This window comes from Pedococcus sp. P2_E5, from assembly GCF_056403895.1.
This window is the reverse complement of record NZ_JBFUEP010000045.1, coordinates 1-15,734: the sequence shown is the minus strand read 5'-3', so window position 1 is coordinate 15,734 and position 15,734 is coordinate 1. Positions and strand designations below refer to the sequence as shown.

The window sequence follows — 15,734 nt, the reverse complement described above, 5'->3', positions numbered from 1 at the left end:
GTCCTGCTCTAGGAACCGAACTCGTCGACGTTGCCGCGAGCCTGGGCCAGCCACTGCTCCTGGGCCTCGAGCTTGGCCTGGGCGTCCTTGACCTTCTTCTCGTTGCCGGAGGCCTGTGCCTTGGCCAGGTCGTCCTTGAGCGAGGAGACCGATGCCTCGAGCTGGTCGACCATGCTCTGGGCGCGGGCCGCGACCTCGGGGTTGGACTGCTTCCAGCGCTGGTCGTCGGCGTCGCGGACGGCCTGCTCGATCCGGCGCATCCCCTTCTCCATCCGGTCCACGTCACCGCGTGGCACCTTGCCGGCTGCGTCCCACTTGTCCTGCAACGTGCGCAGCGCGGCCTTGGCGGTCTCGAGGTCCTTGACGGGCACGATGCCCTGACCCTCCTTGAGCAGCTCCTCCTTCACGGCGAGGTTGCCGCGGAACTCCTCGTCCTCCTTGGCCGCGATCTCGTCCTTTGCCGCGAAGAACGCATCCTGGGCGGCCTTGAACCGCTCCCACAATGCGTCGTCGTCGGCCCGGGAGGCTCGCCCGGCCTGACGCCAACGGTCCATCAGTCGCTTGAAGGCACCGGCCGTCTGGCCCCAGTCGGTACTGGCCGAGAGCGCCTCGGCTTCCTTGACGAGCTCCTGCTTGGCGGCCTTGGCCTCGGCCTGGGTGCCTTCGAGCTGGGCGAAGTGGACCCGGCGTGCCTTGTCGAACGAGTTGCGGGCCTGGCTGAACCGCTGCCAGAGGGCGCCCTCGGTCTCGCGGTCGAGCCGCRCGCCCTCGCGCTGGTGCTTCTTCCAGCCGTCCAGCAGCTCGCGCATCCGGGCGCCGCTGCTCTTCCACTGGACCTTGGCTTCGGGCTGTCCTGCGATCTTCTCGGCCTCGGCCACGATGGCCTCGCGCTCGACCGTCGCCGCGGCCCGGGCAGCGCTGCGTTCGGCGGACTCGGCTGCCTTGCGCGCAGCAACCAGGGCCTCGATCTCGCCCACCTTGGCGTCGAGACCGGCGAGGTCGCCGACGACGTTGGCCTCGGCGCAGTGCTCGCGCAGCTTGGCCAGGCCTTCGGCCGCGTCCTTGGCGGACAGGTCCGTGGTGGTCAGCCGCTGGTGCAGCAGGTCCGCGGAGGCGTAGAGCTCGTCGTACTTGCGGGCGAAGTAGTGCAGGGCCTCGTCGGGGGTGGCTCCCGGGTAGGCGCCCACCTCCCGCTCGCCGTCGGCGGTCCGGACGAACACCGTGCCGTCCTCGGCCGCACGACCGAAGGTCTCGGAGGGCGGTCCGGGCGGCGCCGCGACGGTCAGCGCCGCCGGCTGGGCGTGGGCGACCTTGCGGACCGCAGCGGGGGTCGGCACGGGTCCCGGCTTGGGCGCCGGTCGGGGGACCGGCTTGGGTGCGGGTGCGGCTTCGGGTGCTGCCTCAGGCTCGGGTGCTGCCTCAGGCTCGTCGGCTGCGACGGGCTCGGGTGCGGCCTCGGGCTCGGGTGCGGCCTCGGGCTCAGCGGCGGCCTCGGGCTCTGCGGCTGCCTCGGGCTCGGGCGACGCCTGCGGTTCGGGTGCTGCTTCCGGCTCGGGCGCTGCCTCAGGCTCGGGTGCTGCCTCAGGCTCGTCGGCTGCGACGGCCTCGGGTGCTGCCTCAGGCTCGTCGGCTGCGACGGCCTCGGGTGCTGCCTCGGGCTCGTCGGCTGCGACGGCCTCGGGTGCTGCCTGCGGTTCGGGTGCTGCTTCCGGTTCGGGTGCTGCCTGCGGTTCGGCTGCAGCGACGGTTTCGGGCTCGGAGGGAGGCGCGTCGGCGACGGTGCCGGGCTCGGAGTCGGGCTCGGTTTCGGCCGGGGGCATCTGCTCGGTCACGGGTCAGGCCTTCTTCTCTGTCACAGCAACCTTGAGGATGCTGATGGGTGCAGCCGGGGCGCCATCGGTGGCGCCTCCGCTCACACCTGCTGCGGCGATCTTGTCGACGATATCCATTCCACCGGTCACCGTGCCGAAGATGGAGTAGCCCGCGGGCACACTGCTCAGGTCGGTGTCCTTGTACACGATGAAGAACTGGTCGGCGTTGGAGTTCGGGTCGGTGGTCCGTGCCATGGCCAGGCTGCCCCGCGGGTACTTGCCGTCCTTGGGGGCGTTCTCGATGCCGTAGCTGTAGCCGGGGCCGCTGCCGGTGCCGCCCAGCGGGTCACCGCACTGGAGCACGAACAGGGGGGACGGTTGGGCCACGCCCGTGATGCGGTGGCACGGCGAGTCGGCGAAGTAGCCGGCCTTGGCCAACCCGACGAAGGAGGCCACGGTCTGGGGTGCCTTGGCACCATCGAGCTGCAGCGTGATGTCGCCGCAGTTGGTCGTCACGACGGCGGTGAAGGTCTTGCCTGCCGCCGTGGCCTTGTCTGGCTTCGCGACCTTCGGGGCGGCTGTCGGGGGAGTGGGCGCAGGGCTGCAGCCTGCGACGGCCGGCGTGGTGGCGGTGGTCGTGGCCGCCGGCGGAGCAGCGGCGGGGGTCGTGTCGTCCTTGAGCTGGGTCGCCAGGAACACGAAGCCGGCGACCACGGCCAGCACGGCGAGCACGACCACCACGACCTGGCGGTTGCGCGCTGCCTCGCGTTCCTTCTGGGCCTGCTTGGCGTCGACCTTCATGGCACGGCGGCGCGCAGCGGCGCGCTCCTGTTCCCTCGTCACGCGCGCCAGTCTAGGCAGCCCGGCCCTGTGGCTAGGCTGCGGGCCGTGCTCACCGTTGCATTTCCCGCCGCTGCCTTCGACACCAACTGCTACGTCCTGGCCCCTGCGGCCGGCGAGGAGTGCGTGGTGGTGGACCCCGGCATCGGCGTGGAGGAGACCCTGCGCACGGTGCTCACCGAGCACCGGCTGCGCCCCGCCGCGGTGCTGCTCACCCACGGCCACATCGACCACGTGTACTCGGTGACGCCGGTCTGCGGAGCCGACACCGCGGCATACATCCATGCGGACGACCGCTATCGGCTCGTGGACCTGCTCGCGAACGTCAACCCCGGGCTGCTCGGCATGCTCGAGCAGCAGTTCGGCAGCAAGGCGACCTGGACCGAGCCCAGCACCGTCGTCGAGATCGGTGACCGGGCCACGCTCGAGCTGGCCGGACTGACCTTCGAGGTGCTGCACGCGCCGGGTCACACGGAGGGGTCGGTCATGTTCGCGGTGGACGCGGTCCCGGACGGGATCGCCGACCAGGTGGACGTCGACCGCACCCTCGTCAGCGGCGATGTGCTCTTCGCCGGGTCGATCGGTCGCACCGACCTGCCCGGCGGCGACCCGGCGGCGATGAACCGCTCGCTGCGCGACGTCGTCCTGCCACTCCCTGACACCACCCTCGTGCTCCCGGGGCACTACCAAGCCACGACGATGGACCGCGAACGGGCGACCAACCCCTATTTGCAAGGATTGGCCCCGTGAAGATCACCCCGATCAGCGGCTTCCCCGAGTACCTCCCGGCGCAGCGGATCATCGAGCAGCACTTCCTCGACGTCATCCGCGAGACCTTCGAGCTGCACGGGTTCCCCTCGATCGAGACCCGTGCCGTGGAGCCCGTCGAGCGTCTGCTCGGCAAGGGCGGCGACGCCGACAAGGAGATCTACGCCGTCACCCGGCTCGCCGACACGTCCGAGGGGCGCGCCGACTCCGACGCCGAGCTGGGTCTGCACTTCGACCTCACGGTGCCGTTCGCGCGCTACGTGCTGGAGAACGCCGGGCACCTCGCATTCCCCTTCCGCCGTCACCAGATCCAGAAGGTGTGGCGCGGCGAACGACCCCAGGAGGGCCGCTACCGCGAGTTCACCCAGGCCGACATCGACGTGGTGGACGTCGGGGAGCTCGCGCCGCACTTCGAGGCCGAGATGCCCCTGGTCATCGCCGAGGTGTTCCGCAAGCTGCCGGTCGGCCAGATGGTCATCCAGGTCAACAACCGCAAGATCCCCGAGGGCTTCTACCTCGGCATCGGCATCGATGACGTGGCCGGCACCCTGCGCATCGTCGACAAGCTCGACAAGATCGGCCCAGCGAAGGTCAAGGACCTCCTCGTCGAAGCCGGGCGAACTCCCGAGCAGGCGGACCAGTGCCTGGCCCTGGCCGCGATCCGCACCGAGGACCTGTCGTTCGTCGGGCAGGTGCGGGCGCTCGGAGTCGAGCACCCGACGCTCGACGAGGGACTGGACGCGCTGGCAGCCGTCATCCAGGCCGGGCTCGACAACGCCCCCGGCGCGCTGGTGGCCGAGCTCAAGATCGCGCGGGGCCTGGACTACTACACGGGCACCGTCTACGAGACCCAGCTTGTCGGCTACGAGTCGTGGGGCTCCTTCTGCTCCGGCGGGCGCTACGACTCCCTGGCCTCGGACGGCAGGACGACCTATCCGGGAGTGGGCATCTCGATCGGTGTCTCGCGCCTGCTGGGGCTGCTCATCGGCAAGGGGCTGCTGCGGTCCAGCCGGTCGACTCCCGCCTGCGTCCTCGTCGCCGTGAACGACGACGAGAGCCGGGCGAGCTCCACCCGGGTCGCGACGCAGCTCCGGGCACGCGGCATACCGTGCGAAGTGGCGCCCAAGCCCGCCAAGTTCGGCAAGCAGATCCGGTATGCCGAGCGGCGGGGGATCCCGTACGTCTGGTTCCCCGGCGCAGCCGGCGACGAGGGCAGCGGGGGAGGCGACCAGGTCAAGGACATCCGGTCGGGCGAGCAGGTCGACGCCGACGCCATGTCGTGGGAGCCTCCGACGCAGGACCTGCGCCCGCAGATCATCCGCGCGGAGAGCTGAGCACCCATGGACGCCACCCGACCGCTGACCGACACCCGCGCCAGCGGCGTGCAGCTGCACATCACCTCACTGCCGGGTGGCCGTCTCGGCCAGCCGGCCCGCGACTTCGTGGACTGGCTCGTCGAGGCCGGCCAGTCGGTGTGGCAGGTGCTGCCGGTGTCGATCCCCGACAAGCACCGCTCGCCCTACAAGTCGCCGTCGGCCTTCGCCTCGTCGCCGGCCCTGCTTGAGGACCCGGACGCAGCGGTGAGCGAGCAGGAGATCGAGGACTTCGCGGCTCGGGAGGCCTACTGGGTGGACTCGTGGACCTCCTTCGGCGGCGACCTCGCTGACCAGGTGCGCTTCGACCGCGAGTGGTCGGCCCTGCGCGAGTACGCCCGCGACCGTGGGATCAAGATCCTCGGCGACGTGCCCATCTACGTCGCCCCCGATGCCGCCGACGAGCGGGCCTGGCCGCAGTTCTTCCGCTCGGACGCCGTGGCCGGCTGCCCGCCAGATGCATATGCCGCGACCGGCCAGCTGTGGGGCAACCCGCTCTACCGGTGGGACGTGCTGCGCGACGACGGCTACGTGTGGTGGATCGAGAGGCTGCGGCGCACCTTCGCCCTCTTCGACCTGGTCCGCGTCGACCACTTCCGCGGGTTTGCGGCCTACTGGGCGATCCCGGCTGGCGACGACACGGCTCTCAACGGTAAGTGGGAGCAGGGGCCGGGCAGGGAGGTCTTCGATGCGGCGCTGGGCGCCCTCGGCCCGCTGCCCGTCCTCGCCGAGGACCTGGGTGACATCGACCAGCCCGTGATCGACCTGCGCAAGGCACTCGGGTTCCCGGGGATGGCGGTCCTGCAGTTCGCCTTCGAGCCGGCGTACGAGTACAACGCCCACGACCCGGAGAACCACGAGCCCAACCAGGTCGTCTACACCGGCACCCACGACAACGACACGGTCTGCGGCTGGTGGTGGGACCTGCCCGACCACCGTCGGCAGCTGGCCCGAGACGCCTGTCGTCAGGCCGGGGTCGGCGTCGACGTCGACGCGGAGCCGTCGTGGGGTTTCATCGAGCTCGCCCTGCGAGGGCCCTGCGGGTTGTCCATGATGCAGGCCCAGGACGTGCTCGCGCTCGGCTCGCAGGCGCGCATGAACGCGCCCGGCATCGAGGGCGGCTGGTCCTGGCAGATGGCGCCCGGTGCGCTGACGTCGGAGCACGCTGCCAGGTTGCGCGCCCTGACGGAGTCCTCAGGCCGCGCTGCTCGCTGACGCGGGCGGGCGCAGGCCGGTGTCCCGCAGCTCGAGYAGGGCCAGCGACCGGATCGTGGCCTCGTCACCACGCCGCCAGGCGCCGGTGGGGTCCGACGAGATCGCGGCGAGCTTGCGCATCGGCTGACCCGCCATGGCCCGCAGGGCGAACAGGTCGAGGTCGGCAGCGTCGTCGATGAACCGTTGTGCCGCACTCGCACGCCGCACGAAGCGCCCGCGCAGCACCAGCCACACCAGCCCGACGATGAGGATCGGGACGAGGGCGGTGACCCACCCCAGGATGTTGGCGAGCTTCGTGACGGCGTCGACGAGGTCGGTGCCGGCCTGCTCGATCGTGGTGCCCGCACCGYTGACCTGCCGGAACGGCGCCGCGATCTTGTCGCCGACCAGCGGCAGGTCGCGCACCGAGTCGCCTGCGCTCGTCATCTGGTCGCGGAACCCCGAACCCGCCGTCTGGAGCTGTCGACCGGGGGCAGCGAGCTCCAGGGTCGTGTCGTGCACCAGCCGTCCCACCCACCCCCACAGGCACACCCAGGCGAGGATCCCGAGGTCGGCGAGGATCTGGACGGTGCGGCGGCCCGGCAGGTCTGCATAGAGCTTCATGCCGCCTAGACTCCCATCCGTGCCACCCTCGAGCGCGGTCGAGCGCGCCGTCCGCGGCTGGCTCAACCACCTGGACGTCGAGCGCGGCGTCGCCGCCAACACGCTGACGTCCTACCGGCGCGACCTGGCCCGCTACGCGGCATACCTCGCTGGTCGGGGGGTGCACGACCCCACCGCCATCACCGAGGCCCACGTCAGCGACTTCCTCGCCACGCTGCGCGAGGGGACCACTGACCACCCGCCCCTCGCGGCGTCGTCGGCGGCCCGCACGCTGGTCGCGGTGCGTGGTTTCCACCGGTTCCTGGTCCTCGAGGGCGACCTGCCCACCGACCCGGCGTCGGCGGTCAGCCCGCCCCAGCCTCCGGCGCGCCTGCCCAAGGCGATCAGCATCGAGGACGTCGAGCGGCTGCTCGAGGCCGCCAGCGTGGGGGACACGCCCGGGTCGCTGCGCGACCGGGCCCTGCTGGAGGTCCTCTACGGCACCGGCGCGCGCATCTCCGAGGCCGTCGGCCTCGATGTCGACGACATCGACACGCAGGAGGGTGTGGTGCGGCTGTTCGGGAAGGGCAGCAAGGAGCGCATCGTCCCCCTCGGTTCGTATGCCGCGCAGGCACTCGGCGCGTACCTCGTCCGGGGGCGCCCCACCTTCGCCGTCAAGGGGAAGGGGACGCCCGCGGTGTTCCTCAACCAGCGGGGCAGCAGGCTCTCCCGCCAGTCGGCGTGGGCCGTGCTGCGCGCCTCGGCCGAACGCGCCGACCTGGGCGGCCACCTGTCGCCGCACACCCTGCGGCACTCCTTCGCGACCCACCTGCTCGACGGCGGCGCCGACGTCCGGGTGGTCCAGGAGCTGCTGGGGCACGCCTCCGTGACCACGACCCAGATCTACACGCTGGTGACAGTGCAGCGTCTGCGTGAGGTGTATGCCCAGAGTCACCCCCGTGCCCGCTGATAGGGTCGTGCCGATCAGCGCGAGGCTGACCGACGAACGCCAACTCACCGGGAGTGAAACGCCTGTGGAATCTGAGGTGACCACGCAGGAGCAGTCGCCGCCCACCTATTCGGGCGCCACCTCCGAGTCGRCCCCCAACGGTGCTGAACGCGACCACGTCCACCTGCCCGGCACCGAGTCCGCCGGCGCCGGCCAGCTCGGTCCGACAGGACGGCCGATGCCGGTCTTCCCCGACCCGCAGCCCCTTGCCGCCCACGGCCCGGCCCGCATCATCGCGATGTGCAACCAGAAGGGTGGCGTCGGCAAGACCACGACGACCATCAACCTGGGTGCCGCGCTGGCGGAGGTCGGCCGACGGGTCCTGCTCGTCGACTTCGACCCGCAGGGTGCGCTGTCCGTGGGCCTCGGCGTCCGCGCCAACGAGCTCGACGTGACCATCTACAACCTGCTCGTCGAGCGTGGCCACGACGTCCGCGACGTCATCCAGCCCACCGCGACCGAGAACCTCGACGTGATCCCGGCCAACATCGACCTGTCCGCCGCCGAGGTGCAGCTCGTCGGTGAGGTCGCCCGCGAGCAGATCCTGGCGCGGGTGCTCCGGCCGGTCATGGACGACTACGACGTCATCATGATCGACTGCCAGCCCTCGCTCGGACTGCTCACCGTCAACGCCCTCACGGCGGCGCACGGTGTGGTGATCCCGCTCGAGTGCGAGTTCTTCGCCATGCGTGGTGTCGCCCTGCTCGTCGAGACCATCGACAAGATCACCGACCGCCTCAACCCGCGCCTGCAGGTCGACGGCATCCTGGCGACGATGTACGACTCGCGCACCCTGCACAGCAAGGAGGTCGTGCGCAGCGTCGTCGACCACTTCGGCGACCAGGTGTTCCACACCGTGATCAGCCGCACCGTGAAGTTCCCCGACGCCACGCTCGCTGCCGAGCCGATCACGACCTACGCCTCGACGCATGCCTCCGCCGCGTCGTACCGGCAACTCGCCCGAGAGCTGATCGCCCGTGGTGGGGCGGCCTGACGAGGTGAGCCAGGAGGCCATCGCCACTGCTCCGGGAGGCGCGGTGCAGTTCGACCACGCCGATCTCGACCGGCCCCGGACCGACGACGACCAGGCGACCATGACGCCCGGTGGCGTGATCACCCGACGCGGGGGGTCCACGCCCTTCCAGGTCCACCTCGACAACTTCTCCGGGCCCTTCGACCTGCTCCTCGGCCTGATCAGCAAGCACAAGCTCGACATCACCGAGATCGCCCTCGCCAAGGTCACCGACGAGTTCATCGCCCACATCAAGGCGGCGCAGTCGTCGCACACGGAGTGGGACCTCGGCCAGGCGTCGGAGTTCCTGCTCATCGCCGCGACCCTGCTGGACATCAAGTCCGCGCGGCTTCTCCCACAGACCGGCCCGCAGGACGAGGAGGATCTCGCCCTCATCGAGGCGCGCGACCTGCTCTTCGCCCGGCTGCTGCAGTACCGCGCCTTCAAGGACATCGCCTTCACCTTCGGTGAGCGGATGGCCACCGCGGGCCGGATGACCCCGCGGCAGGCAGGTCTCGAACCCCAGTTCGCCAGGCTCCTGCCCGAGCTGATCATGGGCATCACGCCCGAGCAGCTGGCCATGATCGCGGCCAGGGCGATGGTGCCCAGGGTGGTGCCGAGCGTCGGCCTCGACCACCTGCACGCCCCCCAGGTCAGCGTGCGCGAGCAGGCGGGCATCCTCGGCGTCCGGCTCCGGGCCGAACGGGTGTGCTCGTTCCGGGCGCTGGTGGCCGACGCCGACTCGACCCTGGTCATCGTGGCCAGGTTCCTGGCGCTGCTCGAGCTGTTCCGCGAGGCGGCGATCGCCTTCGAGCAGGCCGAGGCGCTCGGCGAGCTGACGGTCCGCTGGACGGGCGACGACGAGGGCGCAATCGAGGTCAGCGACGAGTTCGACGAGCTCGACGACGTTGAAGCCGCTGACGACGCCGACGAGACTGATGACGTGACAACCGATGGGAAGGCCGACGATGAGTGACCTGGAGCTGGAGCGCGACGAGGGCGTCGTGGTGCCGGACGACAGCGTCGCGGACGAGCAGTTCGCCTTCGACGTCAACGACTTCCCCGGCGGCGCACGCAGTGCGATCGAGGCCGTCCTCATGGTCGTGGACGAGCCGATCACCGAGATGTCGCTCGCCTCGGCGCTGGAGCTGCCCGTCGACGACGTGCTCAGCCACCTCACCGAGCTGGAGGCGGAGTACGCCGCGCAGCAGCGTGGCTTCACCCTCCGGTCCGTGGCGGGCGGCTGGCGGATCTACAGCCGGTCCGACTACGCCCCGGTGGTCGAGAAGTTCCTGCTCGACGGGCAACAGGCCAAGCTGACCCAGGCGTCGCTGGAGACCTTGGCCGTGATCGCCTACCGCCAGCCCATCTCGCGGTCGCGCGTGAGTGCGGTCCGCGGCGTCAACGTCGACGGTGTGGTGCGCACCCTGCTCAACCGCGGGCTCATCGAGGAGCTCGGCTCGGACGGCGACGGCGGCGCGTTCCTCTACGGCACCACCGACTACTTCCTCCAGCGCCTGGGTCTCGGCAGCATCGACGACCTGCCCGCCCTCGCGCCCTACCTCCCCGAAGTCGACGTGCTCGACGAGATCGCAGAACAAGGACGCCGATGACACCCCCACGCAGTAGAGGCCCCGCAGGATCCGGCTCGGACCGACCTGGGGGTGGGCGTGCTCGCGCCGGCGGCCAGGGCGCTTCCCGCGCCGGGCAGGGCGGCAGCGGTCGCACCGGCGGACCCAGGGGCGGCGGCCCGACGGCGTCCGAGGGAGGTCGCCCCGAGCGGCCCCAGCGTGGAAGCTCGGGCACGACCAAGAAGAGCCAGCCGACCCGGGTGCCCCGTGAGCGGGCCACGCCGGAGGTCGACATGCACGACCCCGACGGCATCCGGTTGCAGAAGCTCCTCGCCGCTGCCGGCGTGGGGTCTCGACGGGTGTGCGAGAACCTCATCACCGCGGGCCGCGTCGAGGTGGACGGAAACATCGTTTCCGAGCTCGGGGTACGGATCCGCCCCGACCAGACCGTCCACGTCGACGGGGTCAAGGTCCAGCTCGACGAGACCCGCGTCTACTTCGCCTTCAACAAGCCGTTGGGCGTCGTCACGACGATGAACGACGAGCTCGGGCGGATCAGCATCGGCGACTACGTGGGGGACCGCAACGAGCGGCTGTTCCACGTCGGCCGTCTCGACGCCGACACCGAGGGCCTGTTGATCCTCACCAACGACGGCGAGCTCGCCCACCGTCTCCAGCACCCGCAGTACGGCGTGCTCAAGACCTACCTCGCCCAGATCCGTGGCCCCGTGCCGCGCGACATCGGCAAGCAGCTGCGCGAGGGCGTCCAGCTCGAGGACGGGCCGGCGTCGGTCGACTCGTTCAAGGTGGTCGACTCGCAGCCCGGCAAGGCGCTCGTCGAGGTGATCCTCCACGAGGGACGCAAGCACATCGTGCGCCGCCTGCTCGACGCCGTCGGCCACCCGGTGATCAGCCTCGTGCGGGTCCAGGTCGGGCCCATCTACCTCGGCGACACCAAGCCGGGCAAGATGCGCAAGCTCAACAAGGCAGAGGTCGGCCAGCTGTACTCCGCGGCTGGAATGTGAGCGCACGGCTTCCCAGCCGTCGGTAGCCTTCCCGTCGTGACCACCAGCGTCCGCATCGTCGGCACCGGCCTCATCGGCACCAGCCTGGGCATCGCGCTGACCCGTGCCGGCTATGCCGTGGTGCTCGCCGATCCCTCGCCGACGGCTGTGGCGCTCGCCCGCGACCTCGGTGCCGGGGTCATGGCGAGCACGGACGACGCCGCGCCGGACGTCGTCGTGGTGGCTGCCCCGCCGGACGTTGCGGGTGGGGTCGTCGCCGACGAGCTCGACGCGTGGCCCGACGCCGTCGTGACGGACGTGGCGTCGGTCAAGGTCGCCGTCCTCGAGGACGTGCGCCGCCGCGGCGCAGACCTGGCTCGGTATGCCGGGTCGCACCCGATGGCGGGCCGCGAGCGTTCCGGTGCGGTGGCCGCCCGGGGTGACCTGTTCGACGGGCGCGCCTGGGTGGTCGTGCCGAACGACCAGTCGTCCGCTGCCGCGATCTCGGCGGTCAAGGAGCTCGCCCTGGCCGCCGGCGGCACCGTCTCGACGATGAGTCCGGAGGAGCACGACGCTGCAGTGGCAGTGGTCTCCCACGTGCCCCAGCTCGCGTCGTCGCTGGTGGCCGGGCGGCTGCGGGAGCTCACCGATCCAGCGGTTGCCCTGTCAGGACAGGGGATTCGCGATGTCACGCGCGTGGCCGCGAGCGACCCACAGCTCTGGACGCAGATCCTCGCCGGCAACGCCGTGGCCGTCCGCGAGGTCCTTGCCCAGGTCCACGCGGAGCTCACCGAGGTCATCGGTGCCCTCGACGTCCTCGCGCACGGCGACGGCGTCGGCGCCCGTGAGGTGCTGGCCAGGATCGTCGCCCAGGGCAACGCCGGCCACGCGCGGATCCCGGGCAAGCACGGCGCTGCCCCCACGGCATACAGCGTGGTCGTGGTGCTGGTGCCCGACCAGCCCGGCGAGCTCGCGCGGTTGCTGCACGACGTCGGCGACGCCGGCGTCAACCTCGAGGACCTGCACCTCGAGCACGGCATGGGCCAGCCCTTCGGCCTCGCGGAGATCTCCGTGCTGCCCGCCGTCGCCGAGAGGCTCGGCCACGAGCTGACCACCAGGGGCTGGCGACTGCACGGCTGACGGGTGAACGACTTCGCGGGGGACGGCCGGTGGCCCATAGGCTTGCCTGTCATGAACAGCAAGCACCTCGTCGTGGCCGTCGACGGGCCTTCGGGCTCGGGCAAGTCCAGCGTGTCCCGCGCAGCGGCCCAGGCCCTCGGGGTCGGCTATCTCGACACGGGGGCGATGTACCGCGCGGTCACCTGGTGGTGCCTGGAGGAGGGCGTCGATCTCCTCGACCAGGAGGCGGTGGCGCAGGCCACCCGCGACATCCCGCTGGAGATGGGCACCGACCCAGGCAGTCCCAGCGTCCGGGTGAGCGGTCGCGAGATCGAGGACGACATCCGTACGACCCGCGTGAGCGAGGAGGTGTCCAAGGTCGCCACCAACACGCTGGTGCGCCCGATCCTGCAGCAGCTCCAGCGCGACCTCATCGACCAGGTCGCCACCAGCACCGGGGGAGTCGTGGCCGAGGGGCGCGACATCACCACCGTGGTCGCCCCGGACGCCGACGTGCGCATCCTCCTGACGGCCAGCGTCGAGGCGCGCCTGCGGCGACGGTCCAAGGAGCTCCACGGCCACGCCGCCGACCACGCGGTCGAGGCGACCCGCGACCAGATCGTGCGTCGCGACGCCGACGACTCGACCGTGTCCGACTTCATGGAGGCCGCCGAGGGCGTGACCCTGGTCGACACGTCCGACCTCGACTTCGACCAGAGCGTCCAGGCCCTGCTCGACGTGGTGCGGATCGAGGCGCCGGACAAGATCCCCGCGTGACCGCGGGCCGGCGCAGGACCCGCGCCTGAGGCTGCTGTCCCGACCGCCCGCAAAAGTGCGCGACAATGGTGGGCGGCCACGCGGCATACCTGCTCGCGGTCCGGCCCCCACGAACAACGCAAGGAAACCCCGAAGTGAGCGAGAACCTGACCGACGACTCCGCCGTCGAGCGCGCCCTGCGCGTCGGACTGGACGAGTTCGACCTCAGCGACGAGGACCGCTCCCTCGTCGACGGCGAGTACGACGAGGACGGCTATGCCATCGTCGACGGACCGCTGCCCGTCGTCGCCGTGGTGGGCCGCCCGAACGTCGGCAAGTCCACCCTCGTCAACCGCATCCTGGGCCGCCGCGAGGCCGTCGTCGAGGACGTGCCCGGTGTGACCCGTGACCGCGTGGCCTACGACGGCGAGTGGACCGGTCGCCGGTTCACCCTCGTGGACACCGGCGGCTGGGAGATCGACGCCACCGGCATCCACCTGCGCGTCGCCGAGCAGGCCGAGGTGGCCGTGGACCTCGCCGACGTCGTCATGTTCGTCGTCGACGCCACGGTCGGTGCCACCGATGACGACGAGGCCGTCGTCAAGCTGCTGCGCCGCTCCGGAAAGCCGGTCATCCTCGTCGCCAACAAGGTCGACGACCAGCGCACCGAGGCCGACGCCTCGGCCCTCTGGAACCTCGGACTCGGTCAGCCTTGGCCCGTCTCCGCCCTCCACGGTCGGGGGAGTGGCGACGTCCTGGACGCCGTCCTCGACGTGCTGCCGACCATCTCCGCCAACACCGACGCCTACCAGCGCGGAGGCCCTCGTCGGGTCGCCCTGGTCGGTCGGCCCAACGTCGGCAAGTCCTCGCTGCTCAACAAGCTCGCCGGCGAGGACCGCGTCGTCGTCGACAACGTCGCGGGCACCACCCGTGACCCGGTGGACGAGTTCATCGAGCTCGGCGGCAAGACGTGGCGTTTCGTCGACACGGCCGGGATCCGGCGCCGGGTGCACCAGGCCCGAGGCGCCGACTTCTACGCCTCGTTGCGCACCCAGACCGCGCTCGAGAAGGCCGAGGTGGCCGTGGTCCTCATCGACGCCGAGCAGTCCATCGCGGAGCAGGACGTCCGGGTCGTGCAGCACGTGATCGACGCCGGTCGCGCCCTCGTGGTGGCCTACAACAAGTGGGACCTGCTCGACGAGGAGCGTCGCCACTACCTCGAGCGCGAGATCGAGCGCGAGCTGGTCCAGGTGCCGTGGGCGCCGCGGGTCAACATCTCCGCCAAGACCGGGCGTTCGGTCGAGAAGCTCGTGCCGGCGCTCGAGCGTGCGCTGGAGTCGTGGGACTTCCGCGTGCCGACCGGTCGGCTCAACGCGTTCTTCGGCGAGATCGTCGCGGCCCACCCGCACCCCGTGCGTGGCGGCAAGCAGCCCCGCATCCTGTTCGCGACGCAGGCGTCGACCCGGCCGCCGCGCTTCGTGATCTTCGCCTCCGGCTTCATCGAGGCCGGCTACCGACGCTTCCTCGAGCGCCGGCTGCGTGAGGAGTTCGGTTTCGAGGGCACCCCCATCGAGGTGTCCGTCCGGGTGCGCGAGAAGCGCAAGCGCAGATAGCCGGCAGCACGGCATACCGATTTCAAGCGGAGGTATGCCGTGCGCTAAGGTTTCGTTCGCTCCCGCGGTCCTGCTTCGGCTGGATTCTGCGTGGGCAAGCCACGGGCTGTGGCGCAGCTTGGTAGCGCACTTGACTGGGGGTCAAGGGGTCGCAGGTTCAAATCCTGTCAGCCCGACTAACGGGGTCCGACTTGTCCACACACTTCGGGCCCCGTTTTCATGCCCCGGCAGCCCGAGCCAGGCGCTCGATGGGTCTACGGTCAGGCCATGAGAGCGGCGGTCCACACCGAGTACGGGGGACCGGACGTCGTGCGCGTCATGGAGGTCGAGGCGCCCAGCCCGGGGCCGCGCGACCTGCTGGTCAGGGTCCACACGACGACGGTGAACCGCACTGACTGCGCCTTCCGCGCGGGGACACCGAAGTTCGCCAGAGTCGTCTACGGGATCCGCGGTCCCAAGGCAAAGATCCTCGGGTGCGAGTTCGCGGGGACGGTGGTCGAGACTGGTGCCACGGTCTCGGCGTTCACCGTCGGCGACAGGGTCTTCGGCTACACCGAGGGTCCGTTCGGGGCACACGCCGAGCTGCTCGTCATCCCCGAGGCAGGCTCGGTCGCCAGGATCCCGGCACGCCTCACGTTCGAGCAGGCCGCTCCCGGGACGGAGGGCTCGCACTACGCACTGGGGATGATCAGGGCCGCTCGGGTGCGCGCCGGAGACGACGTGCTGGTCAACGGCGGCACGGGTGGGATCGGTTCGGCCGCGGTCCAGCTTCTGCACGGAATGGGCGCCTCGGTGACGGCAGTCTGCTTCGGGGCGCACGTCGACCTGGTCCGAGGGCTGGGCGCCGATCGAGTCATCGACAGCACAGCGGAGGACTTCACGCGCGACACGGCGCGCTACGACTTCGTCTTCGACACGGTCGGCAAGAGCACCTTCACCGCGGCGAGGCGAGTCCTCAAGCCGCGGGGCATCTACATCTCCTCCGAGCTCGGGCCGAAGCTGCAGAACCCCCGTCGCGCCCTCGTCGCACCGCTCAGTCGCGGCCAGCGGGTGCTCTTCCC

General features: G+C 70.9%; 15 protein-coding genes and 1 tRNA gene. 13 read left to right on the top strand and 3 right to left on the bottom strand.

The annotated features are described in order from the left end of the window. Window positions 1–8: 8 nt before the first annotated feature. Both AC1DVZ_RS15140 and AC1DVZ_RS15135 read right to left on the bottom strand, forming a co-directional pair. On the bottom strand, window positions 9–1,832 hold the full coding sequence (locus AC1DVZ_RS15140; RefSeq protein ID WP_477619031.1) for a DUF349 domain-containing protein: 1,824 nt from the start codon (window positions 1,830–1,832) through the stop codon (window positions 9–11). 3 nt (window positions 1,833–1,835) lie between these two features. After that, on the bottom strand, window positions 1,836–2,654 hold the full coding sequence (locus AC1DVZ_RS15135; protein ID WP_477619030.1) for a peptidylprolyl isomerase: 819 nt from the start codon (window positions 2,652–2,654) through the stop codon (window positions 1,836–1,838). A gap of 45 nt (window positions 2,655–2,699) precedes the next feature. On the opposite strand from AC1DVZ_RS15135, the gene AC1DVZ_RS15130 reads away from it, so the two are divergent. From AC1DVZ_RS15130 to AC1DVZ_RS15120, 3 genes are read left to right on the top strand one after another with little or no spacing between them, the layout of a single operon-like run. Continuing rightward, on the top strand, window positions 2,700–3,401 hold the full coding sequence (locus tag AC1DVZ_RS15130; RefSeq protein ID WP_477619029.1) for an MBL fold metallo-hydrolase: 702 nt from the start codon (window positions 2,700–2,702) through the stop codon (window positions 3,399–3,401). Beyond that, a complete protein-coding gene (gene hisS, locus AC1DVZ_RS15125; RefSeq protein ID WP_477619028.1) occupies window positions 3,398–4,753 on the top strand; it encodes a histidine--tRNA ligase in 1,356 nt (451 codons plus the stop codon). The genes AC1DVZ_RS15130 and hisS overlap by 4 nt, the downstream gene beginning before the upstream one ends. A gap of 6 nt (window positions 4,754–4,759) precedes the next feature. Next, a complete protein-coding gene (locus tag AC1DVZ_RS15120) occupies window positions 4,760–6,007 on the top strand; it encodes a 4-alpha-glucanotransferase (protein ID WP_477619027.1) in 1,248 nt (415 codons plus the stop codon). Here the strand turns inward: AC1DVZ_RS15120 and AC1DVZ_RS15115 are convergent. Further along, window positions 5,987–6,610 carry a hypothetical protein gene (locus AC1DVZ_RS15115; RefSeq protein ID WP_477619026.1) on the bottom strand — a complete coding sequence of 208 codons (624 nt, stop codon included), beginning with the start codon at window positions 6,608–6,610 and terminating at the stop codon, window positions 5,987–5,989. The two genes, AC1DVZ_RS15120 and AC1DVZ_RS15115, sit on opposite strands and share 21 nt — an antisense overlap. On the opposite strand from AC1DVZ_RS15115, the gene xerD reads away from it, so the two are divergent. From xerD to AC1DVZ_RS15065, 10 genes are all read left to right on the top strand, one after another. Beyond that, a complete protein-coding gene (gene xerD, locus AC1DVZ_RS15110) occupies window positions 6,609–7,559 on the top strand; it encodes a site-specific tyrosine recombinase XerD (RefSeq protein WP_477619025.1) in 951 nt (316 codons plus the stop codon). The two genes, AC1DVZ_RS15115 and xerD, sit on opposite strands and share 2 nt — an antisense overlap. 217 nt (window positions 7,560–7,776) lie before the next feature. After that, entirely contained in the window at window positions 7,777–8,592 is an 816-nt protein-coding gene (locus AC1DVZ_RS15105; RefSeq protein WP_477619055.1) for a ParA family protein, read from the top strand. Window positions 8,593–8,692: 100 nt separating this feature from the next. After that, window positions 8,693–9,586: a segregation and condensation protein A gene (locus AC1DVZ_RS15100; protein WP_477619054.1), complete on the top strand. Its 894-nt coding sequence runs from the start codon at window positions 8,693–8,695 to the stop codon at window positions 9,584–9,586. Further along, window positions 9,579–10,223, top strand: coding sequence for an SMC-Scp complex subunit ScpB (gene scpB / locus AC1DVZ_RS15095; protein WP_477619024.1), 645 nt, complete (start codon window positions 9,579–9,581; stop codon window positions 10,221–10,223). The genes AC1DVZ_RS15100 and scpB overlap by 8 nt, the downstream gene beginning before the upstream one ends. After that, window positions 10,220–11,206, top strand: a complete 987-nt coding sequence (locus tag AC1DVZ_RS15090) for a pseudouridine synthase (protein WP_477619023.1) — start codon at window positions 10,220–10,222, stop codon at window positions 11,204–11,206. The genes scpB and AC1DVZ_RS15090 overlap by 4 nt, the downstream gene beginning before the upstream one ends. Window positions 11,207–11,242: 36 nt before the next feature. Further along, window positions 11,243–12,325 (top strand): prephenate dehydrogenase, encoded by a 1,083-nt coding sequence (locus AC1DVZ_RS15085; RefSeq protein WP_477619022.1) that lies wholly within the window; start codon window positions 11,243–11,245, stop codon window positions 12,323–12,325. A gap of 51 nt (window positions 12,326–12,376) precedes the next feature. After that, window positions 12,377–13,081 carry a (d)CMP kinase gene (gene cmk / locus AC1DVZ_RS15080; RefSeq protein ID WP_477619021.1) on the top strand — a complete coding sequence of 235 codons (705 nt, stop codon included), beginning with the start codon at window positions 12,377–12,379 and terminating at the stop codon, window positions 13,079–13,081. A gap of 65 nt (window positions 13,082–13,146) precedes the next feature. Beyond that, window positions 13,147–14,673 carry a ribosome biogenesis GTPase Der gene (gene der, locus AC1DVZ_RS15075; protein WP_477619020.1) on the top strand — a complete coding sequence of 509 codons (1,527 nt, stop codon included), beginning with the start codon at window positions 13,147–13,149 and terminating at the stop codon, window positions 14,671–14,673. Between the two features lie 102 nt (window positions 14,674–14,775). Continuing rightward, window positions 14,776–14,849: transfer RNA gene (locus tag AC1DVZ_RS15070), tRNA-Pro, on the top strand. Between the two features lie 91 nt (window positions 14,850–14,940). Continuing rightward, window positions 14,941–15,734 (top strand): NAD(P)-dependent alcohol dehydrogenase (locus AC1DVZ_RS15065; protein ID WP_477619019.1); only part of this gene is annotated, 794 nt, incomplete at its 3' end.

Bases quoted from the DNA above. Each gene is read 5' to 3' on its own strand.
- der (WP_477619020.1), top strand. From the start codon at position 13,147: ATGGTGGGCGGCCACGCGGCATACCTGCTCGCGGTCCGGCCCCCACGA.
- AC1DVZ_RS15090 (WP_477619023.1), top strand. From the start codon at position 10,220: ATGACACCCCCACGCAGTAGAGGCCCCGCAGGATCCGGCTCGGACCGA.
- cmk (WP_477619021.1), top strand. From the start codon at position 12,377: ATGAACAGCAAGCACCTCGTCGTGGCCGTCGACGGGCCTTCGGGCTCG.
- AC1DVZ_RS15100 (WP_477619054.1), top strand. From the start codon at position 8,693: ATGACGCCCGGTGGCGTGATCACCCGACGCGGGGGGTCCACGCCCTTC.
- scpB (WP_477619024.1), top strand. From the start codon at position 9,579: ATGAGTGACCTGGAGCTGGAGCGCGACGAGGGCGTCGTGGTGCCGGAC.
- AC1DVZ_RS15120 (WP_477619027.1), top strand. From the start codon at position 4,760: ATGGACGCCACCCGACCGCTGACCGACACCCGCGCCAGCGGCGTGCAG.
- xerD (WP_477619025.1), top strand. From the start codon at position 6,609: ATGCCGCCTAGACTCCCATCCGTGCCACCCTCGAGCGCGGTCGAGCGC.
- AC1DVZ_RS15105 (WP_477619055.1), top strand. From the start codon at position 7,777: ATGCCGGTCTTCCCCGACCCGCAGCCCCTTGCCGCCCACGGCCCGGCC.